This window comes from Sphingomonas oligophenolica, from assembly GCF_039522915.1.
Classification (GTDB): domain Bacteria; phylum Pseudomonadota; class Alphaproteobacteria; order Sphingomonadales; family Sphingomonadaceae; genus Sphingomonas; species Sphingomonas oligophenolica.
This window is the reverse complement of the sequence record NZ_BAAAEH010000040.1, coordinates 22,294-35,428: the sequence shown is the minus strand read 5'-3', so window position 1 is coordinate 35,428 and position 13,135 is coordinate 22,294. Positions and strand designations below refer to the sequence as shown.

Sequence of the window (13,135 nt, the reverse complement as noted above, 5' to 3'; positions counted from 1 at the left end):
CGCGCTTGTGTGACAGGTTGATGACAAAAATGTTTTGACCGCGATCAAGCCTCCGCCGTCAACGGCCCCAAGTCCTTGAAATGGCCGCGTGCGGCGTCGATGAATGCCCTCACATTGACCGATGCGCCGCGACCCGCCTGATAGACGAGGTGAACGGGCAGCGGTGGCGGCGCCGCCGCGTCGAGCACGGCGATCAGCCCGCCCGCCGCGATTGCGTCCATCGCCTGATAAGACAGCACGCGCGCGACTCCAAGCCCCGCGACCGCCGCCGCAATCGCCGCATCGGCACTGTTTACCGTCAGCCGGGGACTGATCCGGATCGCCGGCTTGCCGGCCGGGCCGAAGCGCCATTCATTCTCGGCGTCCAGGCCGGCGAAGGAGATCAGGTCATGGCCATGCAGCGCCGGCACATTGGCCGGTAAACCGCGCTCCGCCAGATAGGCGGGGCTGGCGACCAGGATGCGGCGCACCTCGGCCAGCTTCGCGGCATATAGCGCGCTGTCCGAAAGGTCTCCGATCCGTACCGCGATATCGATCCCCTCATCGACCAGCCGCACGATCCTGTCGCTCAGCGTCAGCCGGATGGAGAGCGCCGGATGGTCGCGCAACAACTGCGTCACCACCGGCAGGATATGGAGCCGGCCGAACACGATCGGCGCGGTGATCACCATCGTTCCGCCGGGCGCAGCACCCGCGCCGCGCAGCGCCAGCGCTGCATCGTCGAGCTCGGCGAGGGCGGCCCGGCATCGCGCGAGATAGGCCGCGCCGTCTTCGGTCAGCCGCACCGACCGCGTCGTGCGCCGCAGCAAGGCCGTGCCCAGCGACGCCTCGAGCGCCGCGACCGCCCGGCTGGCCGCGGTCGGAGAAATCCGCATCCGCCGCGCCGCCTCGGCGAAGCTCGCCTCGTCGGCAACCGTCACAAAGGTGCGCAGCATGTCGAGCCGGTCCATGATTATCCCGATTTCCGCATGAGTGAAGTGTACAACGAAGGCATTATCACAAATGGACTTCAGTGGCATCTTCAATGGGCAGACGGCATCGGGCCGCCCGCTTCTGGAGAAACCCATGTCCCGCCTCACCATTCCCGCCCGCGAAGACGCTCCCGCCACGTCGCAGCCGATGCTCGACGCCGTCGAGAAGCAGCTCGGCGTCGTTCCCAATCTCTTCCGTCTCGTCGGCACCAGTCCGGCGGCGCTCGAAGGCTATCTCGGCCTCAACGCAGCGCTTGCCCGCACCCTTGACGCAAAGACCCGCGAGCGGATCGCGCTCGCCATCGCCCAGGCCAATGGCTGTGACTATTGCCTGTCGGCGCATTCCTATCTCGGCCTGAACCTCGCCAGGATCGACGAGGTGGAGATAGCGCTCAACCGCGCGGGCCATTCGGGCGACGCCAGGGCCGACGCGGCGGTCGTCTTCGCCCGCAAGGTGCTGGAAGCGCGGGGCAAGGTCAGCGATGCCGACCTCGCCGCCGTCCGCCTCGCCGGCTTCACCGAGGCGCAGGTGATCGAGATCGTCGCCACCGTCGCGCTGAACGTGCTGACCAACTATATCAACAACGTCGCCGAGACCGACATCGACTTCCCCGTCGTCCTCGCCGACGCAGCCTGACCGATCCCCGTCGGCGGACCGGCCCCGGTCCGCCGGCACCTCATGGAGCGTCGCCATGGCCTATGGCTTTCTCGACATCGCAACCACCCCGAGCGTCCACGCGGCGCAGGTGGCGAACGGCAGCGCCGGCCTTTACGACAAGGCCGGCGCGCACCGCCGCTTCGATCGCTTCGGCCCCGACGAACAGGCCTTCATCGCCGCGCGCGACAGCTTCTACATGGCGAGCGTGTCGGAGACGGGCTGGCCCTATGTCCAGCATCGCGGCGGCCCGGCCGGCTTCGTCAAGCTGATCGACGACAGGACGCTCGCCTTCCCCGATTTCCGCGGCAACCGCCAATATATCAGCCTCGGCAACACCAATGCGAACGACCGTGTCGCGCTGATCATGATGGACTATCCCCGCCGCGCCCGCATGAAACTCTACGCCCATGTCGAGGTGCGCGAACTCGCCGATGATCCCGCTCTTGCGGAAAGGCTGATGCTGCCCGGCTATCGCGCCATCCCCGAGCGCGCCTTCCTGCTCCATCTCGAGGCGTTCGACTGGAACTGCCCGCAGCACATCACGCCGCGCTTTACCGAAAGCGAGATTGCCGCCGCCGTCGCGCCGCTCCAGACACGCCTCGCCGAACTCGAAGCCGAAAACCGCGCGCTGCGCGAGCAGCTCGCCGCCACGAAAGGCCCAGCATGACCGACATCAAACGCCCCGCCCACCCTTCCCGCCCTTCACCCGCGAGACGGCGCTGCAGAAGATCCGCGCGGCGGAAGACGCCTGGAACAGCCGCGACCCGGCTCGGGTCGCGCTCGCCTACACGATCGACAGCGCCTGGCGGAACCGCGACCGCTTCCTCACCGGCCGTGCCGCGATCATCGATCTGCTCACCGCCAAATGGGCGCGCGAGGAGGAATATCGGCTGGTCAAGGATCTCTGGGCGTTCACCGACAACCGCATCGCGGTGCGCTTCCAGTATGAATGCCGCACCGAGGGCCAATGGTATCGCTGCTATGGCAACGAGCAATGGGAGTTCGCCGAAAACGGCCTGATGCGGCGGCGGGAGGCATCGGTGAACGACGTGCCGATCGCTGAAGCCGATCGCCGCTTCCTGTGGGACGCGCCCGGCCCGCGCCCGCTCGACTATCCCGGGCTGGCGGGCGTGAACGGCTGAGCGCAGCAATCTCGCGCGATCAGGTTCCGCCCTGATAGCCCGCTTCGCGCTGATGCCGGAAGGCGAGCACATAGACGGCATCGTCATCGGGCTCGTGGCGATACAAGGCCACATAGCCCGAATCCCCGAAGCTTATCACGAGTTCGCGCAGCCCGACTTCAAGGTCGAACGGCCGGCCTATACCGGGGTTGGTCTCAAGCGCCCCAAGCCTGCGGGAAATCGTCTGGCCAGCGCGCTTCGCCGCGTCCGGGCTTTTGCCGACGAGAAACCGCCGGCATCGAACCATCCCCTCTGCCGCTCCTTCGGTGACGATCAGTCGTGGCACTCGGGGCGTTCCGTTTCTCCCTCAGAGCCCCAGTCATTCAGCCACCCGCTGACCTCAGCCCCGGTCAGGTGCCGCCCGGTTTCCCGATAGGCAGTCCATGATGCCATCGCTTCCGCTCTGAAACTCTCCCGCGCTTCCTCATGCTCGACATATTGCTTGATCGCCTCGCGCATGATCCAGTGCGGCGAGCGGTCCCGCAAAGCGGCAAGCTGCTGAACCCGGCCCTTCAGCTCGTCATCGATCTTCAGCGAGGTTGCCATGAGCGCTTCCCGGTATCGTAAGGTACTACCTGTTGATATAATCAATCAGCGATAAGCTGGCAACATCGTCCCGGCTCAATATTGCCCGTACCGCCCCCGCACCGAGGCAAGCAGCGGTGCCGGATCATAGCCGACGCCGTCCTTGAACACCGTCACGACATTCTCGATGTCGGCGATCTTCGTCGAGGGATCGCCCTTCACCACCACCAGATCGGCATGTTTGCCCGCCGCGATCGAGCCGATCCGGTCGGCCAGCCCGAGATAGGTGGCCCCGTTGAGCGTCCCGATCCGGATCGCCTCGACCGGCGAGAACCCGGCCTCCACCAGCAGCTCGATCGCGCGCTGGTCGCCGAAGCCGGGGAGCACCTGCCCGCCCCCGGTCGGGTCAGGCCCGGCAAGCAGCAGCCCGCCCGCAGCGACGAAGGCGCGTTCGAGCCCAAGCTCATTGCCCCACATCGCGGCGGCCTGCGCGGTGCGCGCCGCCGGGCGCGCCAGCCCCAAAGTGCGGACATAGAAATAATCGGTCCGCGCCTCGGGGCTCATCAGTTCGAGCTGGCGCGGCGGCAGCGTGCGATAGTGCGGCGACGATCCCTCGAACACCGGCAATGTCGAGGTCACCGCGACATGATGCGCGACCAGCAGCGCGATCAGCGCCTTCCCCTCGGCGCTCTCCGCGGTCATCGCCTGCAAGGTCGGCCCGCCGCTGCTGTCGGGACACACATCGGGCGCTTTGCCCGGGTCGAGCTGGGTGTTGACCCAGAAACCATGTTCGAGATCGTCGATGCCGAGCGCCGCCGCCTCGGGATAGCTCACTGAGCAGAGATGCCCGGTGACCTTCAGCCCCCGCGCATGCGCCGCCTCGATCGCCGCCTTCAGCTCGGCCCGGCTGATATTCATATAGGCCTTGAACGAGGTCGCGCCCTGGTCCGCCCAGAAATTCACCGTGCGCGTGGCATCCGCCGCATCCTTCAGCGGATGCATCTGGATGAACGGGCTGCCCGATCCTTCGAGATAGGGCCCGGTCACGTCCATATGTGGCCCCGGCAAGGTGCCCGCATCGATCGCCGCCTTCATGTTGAGATCGGTATAGGGCTCGACGCTGCCGGTCGTGCGCAAGGTCGTCACGCCCGAGGCGAGATAGAGCCGCGGCGAGGAAAAGGCCATTTGCGGCACCATCAGCGGCGCGTCCGAATGCCCGCTCGCATCGAGATTGGGCCGCGCGATATAATATTGATGGTCGTGCATGCCGACGATCCCGGGCATCACGCTGTCGCCGCTAAGGTCGCTCACGGCATAGCCGGCCGGGACCGGATCGCTCCCCGCCTGCACCGCTACGATCCTGCCGCCGTCGATCAGCACGGTCCGATCCTCCACGGCCGGCGCGCCGGCGCCGTCGATCACCCGCACATGCGCCAGCGCGGTCTTGCCGGCCGGCATTTTCACGAACGGCTTCACCGCCTCGCCCGGCGCTGCGGGCGGCGGGAGGATGCGGGCGGCCATATCGACCTTCGGCGACGCCGCTACGAGCGCGACCGAGGCGAGCAGGATGGGAATGCGTCGAATCATGGCCGGGGCTCTTTCCGGAGAAATCGTGCGATGGCGTGATGGTGGCGGAGCGCGTGCGGCTGGGCAATCTTCTTTCCCTCTCCCGCCGGGAGAAGTGTGAGAAGGGAGTTTAGCTTGCCCCCACCCTTCCCGTTCCCTACCTGTTCACCGATGAGTCTCCCCGCGCCCACACCCCAGGACCCGCCCTATCTCGCCGGCCTCAACGCCCCGCAGCGCGAAGCCGTGCTCACCACCGAAGGCCCGGTCCTCGTCCTGGCCGGCGCCGGCACCGGCAAGACGGCCGCGCTCACCGCCCGCCTCGCCCATCTGCTCTACACGAAGAAGGCCTGGCCCTCCGAGATCCTCAGCGTCACCTTCACCAATAAGGCGGCGCGCGAGATGCGCCACCGCGTGGGCCGCATCGTCGGCGATGTCGTCGAGGGCATGCCCTGGCTCGGCACCTTCCATGCGATCGGCGCCAAGATGCTGCGCCGCCATGCCGAGCTGGTCGGGCTTCACTCCAACTTCACCATCCTCGACACCGACGACCAGCTCCGCCTGCTCAAGCAGCTCATCCTCGCCGCTGATCTCGACGAGAAACGCTGGCCCGCCCGCCAGCTCGCCGGCCTGATCGACCAGTGGAAGAACAAGGGCCTCACCCCGGCCGATATCGACGCCGGCGAAAGCGAGCTCTACGCAAACGGCCGCGGCAAGGAGATGTACGCAGCCTACCAGGCCCGCCTCATCGCGCTCAACGCCTGCGATTTCGGCGACCTGCTGCTCCACATGCTGACCATCCTGAAGCGCGACCGCGAGGTGCTCGCCGATTACCAGCGCCGCTTCAAATATATCATGGTCGACGAATATCAGGACACCAACAGCGTCCAGTATCTCTGGCTCCGCCTCCTCGCCCAGGAGCGCAAGAATCTCTGCTGCGTCGGCGACGACGACCAGTCGATCTATTCGTGGCGCGGCGCCCAGGTCGAGAATATCCTGAAGTTCGAGAAGGATTTTCCCGGCGCGAAAGTCATCCGCCTCGAACAGAATTACCGCTCCACCCCCCACATCCTCGCCGCGGCCTCGGGCGTCATCGCCAATAACAGCGGCCGCCTCGGCAAGACGCTCTGGACCAACGAGCAGGACGGCGAGAAGGTCAAGGTACTCGGCATCTGGGACGGCCCCGAGGAAGCGCGCCGCGTCGGCGAGGAGATCGAGGCCTGCCAGCGCGCCGGCAAGAGCATCGACGACATCGCCATCCTCGTCCGCGCCCAGCACCAGACCCGCGAGTTCGAGGACCGCTTCATCAGCATCGGCATGCCCTATCGCATCGTCGGCGGTTTCCGCTTCTACGAGCGCGCCGAGATCCGCGACGCGCTCGCCTATCTGCGCGTCGTCGCCCAGCCCGCCGACGACCTCGCCTTCGAGCGCATCGTCAACGTCCCCAAGCGCGGCCTCGGCGACAAGGCGGTGCAGAAGGTCCACCAGCTCGCCCGCGCCGAGGGCGTGCCGCTCACCGTCGCCGCAGCGCGAATCCTCGATACCGACGAGCTGACCTCGCAAGCACGCCGCGCGCTCGGCAATCTCGTCGGCGACATGGCGCGCTGGCGCAGCATGGCGGCCGATCTGCCCCATCCCGAGCTCGCCCGCCAGATCCTCGACGAGAGCGGCTATACCGGCATGTGGCAGGCCGAAAAGTCAGCCGAGGCCGCCGGCCGGCTCGAGAACCTCACCGAGCTCGTCCGCGCGATGGAGGAGTACGAGAATCTCGGCGCCTTCCTCGAGCATGTCAGCCTGGTGATGGACAATGAGGCCCAGGCTGACGAGGCCAAGGTGACGATCATGACGATCCACGCCGCCAAGGGGCTCGAATATGACACCGTCTTCCTGGTCGGCTGGGAGGAAGGCCTGTTCCCCTCGCAGCGCGCGCTCGACGAGGGCGGCAATGCCAGCCTCGAGGAGGAACGCCGCCTCGCCTATGTCGCGATCACCCGCGCCCGCCGCCGCGCGGTCATCCTCCACGCCGCCAATCGCCGCATCTACGGCCAGTGGACCAGCTCGCTCCCCAGCCGCTTCGTCAACGAACTGCCCGACGCGCATATCGAGAGCGAGAACAGCATGTCGGGCGGCGAGAGCCTGTGGCGCGCCAACTGGTCCGAACGCGCCGATCCCTTTGCGGATGTGGCGCGCGGCACCGGGAGAGGCCCGGGCTGGCAGCGCGCGGCGGGCGTGAACCCGGGTGGGGGCTTCACCAGCCGTACCTTCACGCGCGAGCCTTCGCGGGTGGTGGAGGCACGGGCGAGCGCGGTGAGTATCGGGAACAAGGGGCGGGACGATCTGTCGGTGGGGATGCGCGTGTTCCACCAGAAGTTCGGCTATGGCGAGATTGCCGAGATCGAGGGGAATAAGCTCGAGATCGATTTCGAGAGTGCCGGGCGCAAGCGGGTTATGGATAGTTTTGTGTCGCTGGGGTGAACTTGGGCGAGCAACCGACATCGAGAAAATTCTAAGCTCGATTGCTGTGCGTGTCTGACGATCGCAAGCTGGTCATCGCCAAGCACCGTCCGAACATTGCTGGAGCTGGGCTGTCAGCAACAGCGGTCTCTCCAGTGTCGCCTCGGACTACCTCCGATTTGCGCAAGTCGCGAACCTCGACTAGCATTGACGAAAGGGGAGGACGAGTTGACTACTGAACCTAGCGAGCACAGATCCACTCAAGCATTGAGGCACGCTCTCGACGGCACCGCAATGCTGTTTGTTGGCTCTGGGGTCGGCTTCCTTGCGAAGGCTTTGAGCGACGAGAAACTGCCCAACGGTAGAACGCTAGCAAATTTGCTACATAAAGAGTTCGGAATTGATGAGGGTCGCCACAGCCTCCAGAGAATTTCTCAGTTCGCACTAGGAAAATTAGGCCCAGATCGCCTACTGGCCCTGTTAAGAGATCGTCTTAAGGTCGTAGAGGTTGATGATAGATTGCAGACTCTCTATAGACTTCCTTGGCTACGAATATATACGACAAATTACGATGACGCGATTGAATATTCACGTCGCGGCCACTGCCTCGTATCTTCTTTTACTCTCACTGATGACCCATCTACTGCACCACAAGGAGCAGTTGTTCACTTAAATGGCTACATAGACTCTATAAAACCGGACTCCTTTAATAAAGACGCGGTACTAACTGATATTAGTTATTCTGTTAATGAATTTCAAGACTCAGATTGGTCCCATCGTTTTTTGGTAGACATAAGGACTTCACGAAGCATTATTTTTATTGGCTATAGTATGGCTGATCTCGATATCGTCAGATTGCTGCTGATAGACCCCGAAATTTCACGAAAAACGATTATTTACGTTTCGCCTGACACAGACGATGTTGAACTTGAAACTCTAAGTTCGTATGGTGAAGTAAGAACGGGTGGATTTGATGACCTATATACCCGCCTAACGGACGTTTCTTCCTCGTATGTTCCAGTAGAAAATGCCTTATTCACAGAGCTACGGCGCATCCAAGTAAAAGAGCGATTAGGCTCTGCATCCTCGGCAGAACTGGTTTATCGTCAACTGGTCTATGGTCGGGTCGCTGAAAAGGAATTTCTTCTTTCCGCTGAGCCACTTCCAAATACATCATACATCGGACCGCGGGCGCAGCTTACCCAGGCCCTTTCTGCCATCGATGCCGGCAAAGGGCGGGATATTTTTATACACGGAGAGTTAGCATCTGGCAAAAGCTGTGCATGCTTGCTCGCAGCAAAGCACTTCATTAATAATGATTATGAAGTTTATATTGCCTCTCAGGGACCGCATCTTTTTTAAGATCTCGAGAGACTTGCTCAACGCGACACTTTTGTTTGCGTAATTTTTGACGGATACGGAGCTTTTATAGATCAGATAAAAGCTTATGTTGCGCGCCGACGGCCCACGCACCGAATTGTACTTTCCGAGCGGACAGTTTCACACGAGCTTATAGCTGGAGCGGTCGAGCGCTCCTCTGGTTTCGGCCCAGCTGTCGAATGCTATCTGGGACGACTGGAAGAATCTGACCTCCAAAATTTCTCGGAATTGATCAATTTCTCGGGACTGTGGGGGGAGCGAGCCGGCTTGAGTGCCGCTGGAAAAGCAAGCTATCTTCGATCTAATCTATCTGGCTCACTATATTTGGCACTGCTTGAAGTCATTAGATCTGATAAAGTTCAAGATGACATTCGCCGCCTACTAACTCCTTTGACTTTCGATCGAAAGGCGCTTTTAGTATTCGTGAGTGCGTTTATAGTTAGCTCTCTTGGATTTCGATTTGAGATAAACGATTGGCAAACATTCTTCAAAATTGATTCAATAAGACGAATAATTCGTAACTATTCTGAGCAGTTCGCGAATTTTATGAGCGTTTCCGGAGACGATTTGAGCCCACGTTCGGGTCTCCTTAGTTCGCATATTTTGAAGAACTTTGCCGACGATTCGGACATAGTGCACTGCTTATATACACTCTACGCGGCCGCAGCCGAAGCGGAAGATTACGATTCATATCTAGCAGACCTGAGAGTTGAGTTGATGAGATACGGCGCAATTGAGCCTATGCTCAGCGAAGCCAACAAGCACCCGATGATAATGAGTTATTACAATCAAATTCGCTCTGTTCGCGATACGGTAAATAACTCAGACTACTGGTTGCAAGTCGGTATCGCAAGTACGTCATACGATGACTTAGATGGAGCTCAGATTGCCTTTGATAATGCCTACTCTAGAGAGAGAAAGAAAAAGGAACCGCGTTTAAGAAGAATAGATAATTACTATTCTCGATTCGAAATGAAGAAAGCGGTCGCTGAGATCGATAGCGATAAGGCATTTAAATTATTTTACGATGCTAATGTGCGTTTGACGAAACAAATTTTCGAGGACAACAATCGGCACTACCCTTTTAAAACTAGCCGTCAATTCGTGGGCGTAGCTGCGCGCCATTTTGACAAATGGGACGATGATCAGAAGAATCAGTTTCTGGATATGATGCGGGATGTTCGCCAGCGCGCAATCCGTTATCGTGAAACCAAAGGAGACACTAGTCCGGATGTGGGTTTTCTTATAAAGGAGACGGCTGCGCTACTCGCGAGACTTAGGGCTGAGGGGTCTGCGTGAGATTAGAATATTGTTAATTTTTGGGGAATTACGCTGACTGATGCACCTGTCCGCAAACTCCCAATAGGCTTCTCGGACATGCCGCCCCCGTCCCTCCTTTCGGCAACGTAATAAGTTGCCCGGACATTTGAGGGAATTGCGGTGACACGTGCAATACCCCCCTAACTATCTGCGCACTGGGGATGCAACAGAAGTAAAGTGGAAAAGGGGCCAGAGTGATTTATTGCCTGCACCGGCCAATTCGTCGAGGTGACGGACGACGACAACGAAAAGCAAGAGCGCTAAAAGCGGCATCCGGCGGCGTCAATTTTGTAGCACAACATGTGGGATTTCGGTGACACGGCACGTATCCAGCGCCCGCTCCCGCGCCTTCACATTGCGGTTGCATCACCTGCCGGATGTGTTCGCCTTCCGGAACTGGCCCGGCGTCATGCCGGTATGCCTCCGGAAAAACCGTACGAAATAGGATGGCTCGGCAAAGCCCAGCGCATAGCCGATTTGGGTGGCGGAAGATGTGGTATAGATCAGCCGGCGGCGCGCCTCGTCAGCCAGGCGATCGAGAATGACCCCCTTGGCTGAGAGGCCGGCAAACCGCATGCAGGCGCGATTCAGCCGGACATGGCTGCACCGTAGCGCCGCGACATAGCGCGCCATGCCGCGCTCGGTCAGAAAAATGCGTTCGACCATTGCCCGAAATTCGAGGAACAAGTCCCGATCACGGTTATCCTTTGAACCACCCGGCTCTTGTCCTTGCCGGATCGTCCGCAGCACGTGAACCAGGACAATCCGTTGCAGTGCCTCGACGCAGACCGCCTCGCCGTCCAGTCCGCCGCCGGATTCCCCGCAAAGGTTCCGCAGCGCGATCGCAAGGTCGTGCAGACATCTCCGATTCGTCCCAAATCCCGCGATGTACGAGCGGCGCAGCAGGAATCCGATGTCCAGGCCACGATTGACCACCAGGTCAAGCACGCGTTGATGCGCGATCGTCACCGCCCAGCCCCTGACCGCCGGCCCCACTTCGAAGCCATGGACACCCCCTCCTGGAACAGTAATCAGACAGGGTGCCTCCACCTGATGGCGTTCGCCATCGATCGTGAAGCAGCAGTTTCCCGACATCGCGAGAATGATCTGCAGCATATCGGGATGGACATGGGGGGCGACAGGAAAGCCAGCCCGGCCAGCCACTCCATCCGGCGCGCGGCGGGCAAGTGCGAATGCCTGCTCCCCGGGTACGGCCACGACTGGCGCCGCGCGCGGCGATGCGGGATTGGCCGAAAGGCTTGTTTCGATCATCGTGATGAAAAGTACCATGAACTAGGTGGTTTTGTGAATTTTTGTCACAAGGCGACCATCCTATGCTCCGCGCATGGCTGATCAGGAAAGCTCGGCCGCAAGGAGAGGATAGGCAGACATGTCCCATTTTCCGCAAACCCGCGCCTTCATCCATGCACTGAAGCCGGTGCGGCTTGAGTGCGACCTGCTCGATCTCGACATCGAAGGTACGGTGCCGCCCGAAATCGACGGGACGTATCAGCGCGTCCAGCCCGACGCCCAGTTCCCGCCCAGGTTCGATGACGACCAGTTCTTCAACGGGGACGGGCTCATCACGCAGTTCGATTTTCGCAATGGCCGGGTCGATCTCAAACAGCGTTATGCGCTGACCGACAAGCTGAAGGCGGAACGCAAGGCGGGAAAGGCCCTGTTCGGGGCCTATCGCAATCCCCTGACCGACGATGAATCCGTAAAGGGCATGATCCGCTCCACCGCAAACACCACGCCGATCGTCCATGCGGGCAAGCTGCTGGCGCTCAAGGAAGACAGCCCGCCGCTGGTGATGGATCCGCTCACGCTGGAGACCGAGGGGTTTTCCGACTTCAACGGCAAGATGCGCAACCAGACCTTTTCCGCGCACCCAAAGATCGACCCGGCCAGCGGAAACCTTTGCAATTTCGGCTACGCCGCCACCGGGCTTCTAAGCCGCGATGTGTCCTACATGGAGATCAGTCCCGAAGGTGAGCTGCTGTTCGAGACCTTCTTCGAAGTCCCCTATTACTGCATGATGCACGATTTCACGATCACGCAGGATTATGCGGTCTTTCACCTGTGTCCCATCACATCGAACTGGGACCGGTTGAAGGCCAACAAGCCCCATTTCGGCTTTGACACCTCGCTGCCGGTCTACCTCGCGGTGCTGCCACGCCGTGGACAGGCCAGGGACATGCGCCTGTTCAAGGCGCCGAAAACGATCTTCGCCAGCCATGTGATGAACGCCTGTAACGAGGGCACCCGCATCATCTTCGATATCCCCCAGGCCGAGGGCAACGCCTTCCCCTTCTTCCCGGATATCAACGACGCCCCGTTCGATCCCATCGCGGCGAGACCGTATCTGCATCGCTGGATCGTGGACATGGCATCGCCAACCGACGATTTCGTTTCGGTTGAGCGCGTGTCCGATCTGATCGGCGAATTTCCCCGGATCGATGACCGGTACATCGGCCAGCCCTATGAGCATGGCTGGATGCTCGTGATGGACCCGGACATGCCGTACGAGGGCGAAGGCGTGCGGGCATCCGGCTTCCGGATGAACAAGATCGGCCATTTCAACCGAAAGACCGGCGAAGAAAAAACCTGGTTCTGCGGACCGCAGTCCCTGATCCAGGAACCGCAATTCATCCCGAAGTCCGCCGATGCAGCCGAAGGCGATGGCTGGCTGCTGGCGCTGGTCGATAATCAGGTCACCAACTACACCGATCTGGTGATCCTTCAGGCCTTGCGGATCGAAGATGGTCCGATTGCACGCATCCACCTGCCGTTCCGCACCCGCAACGGCTTGCACGGCACCTGGGCTGACCGGTCAAAATTGCCGAAGACAAGCTGCTCTGCGTAACGGGAGAGTGCGCCTAATTGGGGGTGGAATTACGGTGACACGTGCAATTACCCCCAAACTATCTGAGCGCTGGCGCCGTGACAGAAAGTAGGACTCGTTACTGGGAGTTACGGAGACCGGTGCAACAGTCCCCAAACTAAGACTCTGATATGCCGTCCCCCGAGACCTACCTCTCGCCGCTCGACCGAGGCCGCAACGCCGCCTCACTCCGGCTGTG

The 13,135-nt window shown here is 61.0% G+C and carries 12 protein-coding genes; 7 read left to right on the top strand and 5 right to left on the bottom strand.

Annotated features, from left to right (window positions below; genetic code table 11):
• Positions 1–44 precede the first annotated feature (44 nt).
• On the bottom strand, positions 45–950 hold the full coding sequence (locus ABD050_RS20005) for a LysR family transcriptional regulator (RefSeq protein WP_343891268.1): 906 nt from the start codon (positions 948–950) through the stop codon (positions 45–47).
• 115 nt (positions 951–1,065) lie between these two features.
• On the opposite strand from ABD050_RS20005, the gene ABD050_RS20000 reads away from it, so the two are divergent.
• From ABD050_RS20000 to ABD050_RS19990, 3 genes are read left to right on the top strand one after another with little or no spacing between them, the layout of a single operon-like run.
• Positions 1,066–1,608 (top strand): carboxymuconolactone decarboxylase family protein, encoded by a 543-nt coding sequence (locus tag ABD050_RS20000; protein ID WP_343891267.1) that lies wholly within the window; start codon positions 1,066–1,068, stop codon positions 1,606–1,608.
• A gap of 55 nt (positions 1,609–1,663) precedes the next feature.
• On the top strand, positions 1,664–2,296 hold the full coding sequence (locus ABD050_RS19995; protein WP_343891266.1) for a pyridoxamine 5'-phosphate oxidase family protein: 633 nt from the start codon (positions 1,664–1,666) through the stop codon (positions 2,294–2,296).
• A complete protein-coding gene (locus ABD050_RS19990; RefSeq protein WP_343891265.1) occupies positions 2,196–2,771 on the top strand; it encodes a DUF1348 family protein in 576 nt (191 codons plus the stop codon). Before ABD050_RS19995 ends, ABD050_RS19990 begins: the two co-directional genes overlap by 101 nt.
• 19 nt (positions 2,772–2,790) lie before the next feature.
• Here ABD050_RS19990 and ABD050_RS19985 read toward each other — a convergent pair whose 3' ends face one another.
• From ABD050_RS19985 to ABD050_RS19975, 3 genes are all read right to left on the bottom strand, one after another.
• A complete protein-coding gene (locus ABD050_RS19985; RefSeq protein ID WP_343891264.1) occupies positions 2,791–3,096 on the bottom strand; it encodes a type II toxin-antitoxin system RelE/ParE family toxin in 306 nt (101 codons plus the stop codon).
• Positions 3,084–3,356, bottom strand: coding sequence for a CopG family ribbon-helix-helix protein (locus ABD050_RS19980; protein WP_343891263.1), 273 nt, complete (start codon positions 3,354–3,356; stop codon positions 3,084–3,086). The genes ABD050_RS19985 and ABD050_RS19980 overlap by 13 nt, the downstream gene beginning before the upstream one ends.
• A gap of 75 nt (positions 3,357–3,431) precedes the next feature.
• The gene (locus tag ABD050_RS19975) at positions 3,432–4,922 is read right to left on the bottom strand and encodes an amidohydrolase family protein (protein WP_343891262.1); all 1,491 of its coding nucleotides are present in this window, start codon (positions 4,920–4,922) and stop codon (positions 3,432–3,434) included.
• Between the two features lie 150 nt (positions 4,923–5,072).
• Between ABD050_RS19975 and ABD050_RS19970 the strand changes: the two genes are divergently transcribed.
• From ABD050_RS19970 to ABD050_RS19960, 3 genes are all read left to right on the top strand, one after another.
• Complete coding sequence (locus ABD050_RS19970) at positions 5,073–7,373, top strand: ATP-dependent helicase (RefSeq protein ID WP_343891261.1); 2,301 nt, start codon at positions 5,073–5,075, stop codon at positions 7,371–7,373.
• A 207-nt stretch (positions 7,374–7,580) separates the two neighbouring features.
• A complete protein-coding gene (locus ABD050_RS19965) occupies positions 7,581–8,714 on the top strand; it encodes an SIR2 family protein (RefSeq protein ID WP_343891260.1) in 1,134 nt (377 codons plus the stop codon).
• Between the two features lie 342 nt (positions 8,715–9,056).
• The gene (locus ABD050_RS19960; RefSeq protein WP_343891259.1) at positions 9,057–10,031 is read left to right on the top strand and encodes a hypothetical protein; all 975 of its coding nucleotides are present in this window, start codon (positions 9,057–9,059) and stop codon (positions 10,029–10,031) included.
• 387 nt (positions 10,032–10,418) lie between these two features.
• On the opposite strand, the gene ABD050_RS19955 is transcribed toward ABD050_RS19960, so the two are convergent.
• Entirely contained in the window at positions 10,419–11,324 is a 906-nt protein-coding gene (locus ABD050_RS19955; RefSeq protein ID WP_343891419.1) for an AraC family transcriptional regulator, read from the bottom strand.
• 118 nt (positions 11,325–11,442) lie between these two features.
• Here ABD050_RS19955 and ABD050_RS19950 point away from each other — a divergent pair, with 118 nt between their 5' ends.
• Positions 11,443–12,918 (top strand): lignostilbene-alpha,beta-dioxygenase, encoded by a 1,476-nt coding sequence (locus ABD050_RS19950; protein WP_343891258.1) that lies wholly within the window; start codon positions 11,443–11,445, stop codon positions 12,916–12,918.
• Positions 12,919–13,135: the final 217 nt, after the last annotated feature.

Coding starts and splice junctions, on each gene's coding strand:
- ABD050_RS19975 (WP_343891262.1), bottom strand. CDS start 4,922: ATGATTCGACGCATTCCCATCCTGCTCGCCTCGGTCGCGCTCGTAGCG.
- ABD050_RS19970 (WP_343891261.1), top strand. CDS start 5,073: ATGAGTCTCCCCGCGCCCACACCCCAGGACCCGCCCTATCTCGCCGGC.
- ABD050_RS19980 (WP_343891263.1), bottom strand. CDS start 3,356: ATGGCAACCTCGCTGAAGATCGATGACGAGCTGAAGGGCCGGGTTCAG.
- ABD050_RS19955 (WP_343891419.1), bottom strand. CDS start 11,324: ATGATCGAAACAAGCCTTTCGGCCAATCCCGCATCGCCGCGCGCGGCG.
- ABD050_RS19950 (WP_343891258.1), top strand. CDS start 11,443: ATGTCCCATTTTCCGCAAACCCGCGCCTTCATCCATGCACTGAAGCCG.
- ABD050_RS20000 (WP_343891267.1), top strand. CDS start 1,066: ATGTCCCGCCTCACCATTCCCGCCCGCGAAGACGCTCCCGCCACGTCG.
- ABD050_RS19995 (WP_343891266.1), top strand. CDS start 1,664: ATGGCCTATGGCTTTCTCGACATCGCAACCACCCCGAGCGTCCACGCG.
- ABD050_RS20005 (WP_343891268.1), bottom strand. CDS start 950: ATGGACCGGCTCGACATGCTGCGCACCTTTGTGACGGTTGCCGACGAG.